Below are 1,670 nucleotides of genomic sequence, written 5' to 3' on the forward strand. Positions count from 1 at the left end.
GCCTTGACCAGTTCAGGCACAGCCGTGAACAGATCCGCTTCCAGCCCATAGTCGGCCACACTGAAGATCGGTGCCTCAGGGTCCTTGTTGATCGCCACGATCACCTTGGAGTCCTTCATCCCCGCCAAGTGCTGGATGGCGCCCGAGATACCGGCAGCGATGTACAGCTGCGGCGCCACGATCTTGCCCGTCTGGCCCACTTGCCAGTCGTTGGGGGCGTAGCCTGCGTCCACCGCCGCGCGGCTGGCACCCAGAGCGGCGCCCAGCTTGTCGGCCAGGGGCGTCATGACTTCGTCGAACTTTTCCTTGCTGCCCAGCGCCCGACCACCGGAGACGATGATCTTGGCGGCTGTCAGCTCGGGGCGGTCGCTCTTGGCGATTTCGCTGCCCACAAAGCTGCTCTTGCCGGCATCTGCCGTTGCAGCGGCGGTTTCGACTGTTGCGCTGCCACCGGTGGCGGCTGCGGCGTCAAAGCCGGTGGTGCGCACGGTGATGATCTTCACGCTGTCGGCACTTTGCACGGTGGCGATGGCGTTACCGGCGTAGATGGGGCGCTCGAAGGTGTCTGGGCTCACCACCTTGGTGATGTCGCTGATCTGGGCGACGTCGAGCTTGGCGGCCACGCGGGGGGCCACGTTCTTGCCACTGGCAGTGGCGGGGAACAGGATGTGGCTGTAGTTGGAGGCGATGGCGAGCACTTGGGCGGCCACGTTTTCTGCCAGGCCGTGTTCCAGACCGGCTGCGTCGGCGTGGATGACCTTGGCGACGCCTGCGATGCTGGCGGCGGCTTGTGCGGCTGCACCGGCGTTGTGGCCGGCCACCAGGACGTGCACGTCACCGCCGCAGGCGACGGCGGCCGTGACGGTGTTCAGCGTGGCGCCCTTGATGGACGCGTTGTCGTGTTCAGCAATAACGAGAGTTGTCATTTCTTGTTCTCCTTAGATGACTTTTGCTTCGTTCTTGAGTTTCTCGACCAGGGCGGCCACATCCGCCACCTTGATGCCTGCGCCGCGTTTGGCGGGTTCGGTCACCTTGAGGGTCTTCAGGCGCGGAGCCACGTCCACGCCGAGGTCTTCGGGCTTGACGGTATCGAGCTGTTTTTTCTTGGCCTTCATGATGTTGGGCAAGGTGACGTAGCGGGGCTCGTTCAGGCGCAGGTCGGTGGTGATGACGGCGGGGAGCGTGAGGGCCAGGGTTTCCAGGCCGCCGTCGACTTCGCGGGTCACGCTGACTTTGTCTGCCGCCAGTTCAACCTTGCTGGCGAAGGTGGCCTGGGGCAGGTCGGCCAGGGCCGCCAGCATCTGGCCGGTCTGGTTGGCGTCGTCGTCGATGGCTTGTTTGCCCAGGATGATGAGAGAAGGTTGTTCTTTGTCGACCAGTGCTTTGAGGAGCTTGGCCACGGCCAGGGGCTGCAGTTCGACGTCGGTCTCGACCAGGATGGCGCGGTCGGCGCCGATGGCCATGGCGGTGCGCAGGGTTTCCTGGCATTGGGCTACGCCGCAGGAGACTGCGATGACTTCGGTCACCAGGCCTTTTTCTTTCAGGCGCACGGCCTCTTCAACGGCGATTTCGTCAAAGGGGTTCATGCTCATCTTCACGTTGGCGATGTCCACACCCGTGTTGTCCGACTTCACGCGGACCTTCACGTTGTAGTCCACCACGCGCTTGAC

General features: G+C 63.8%; 2 protein-coding genes. Both read right to left on the bottom strand.

All coding sequences use genetic code 11. From position 1 onward, the window contains the following. Positions 1-926, bottom strand: a 926-nt coding sequence (locus ACT531_RS21705; protein ID WP_476018759.1) for an electron transfer flavoprotein subunit alpha/FixB family protein, incomplete at its 3' end; no start/stop codon positions are given. A gap of 12 nt (positions 927-938) precedes the next feature. Next, a partial coding sequence (locus tag ACT531_RS21710) for an electron transfer flavoprotein subunit beta/FixA family protein (RefSeq protein ID WP_476018760.1) occupies positions 939-1,670 on the bottom strand: 732 nt, incomplete at its 5' end.

Source organism: Acidovorax sp. DMC1 (genome assembly GCF_056314325.1).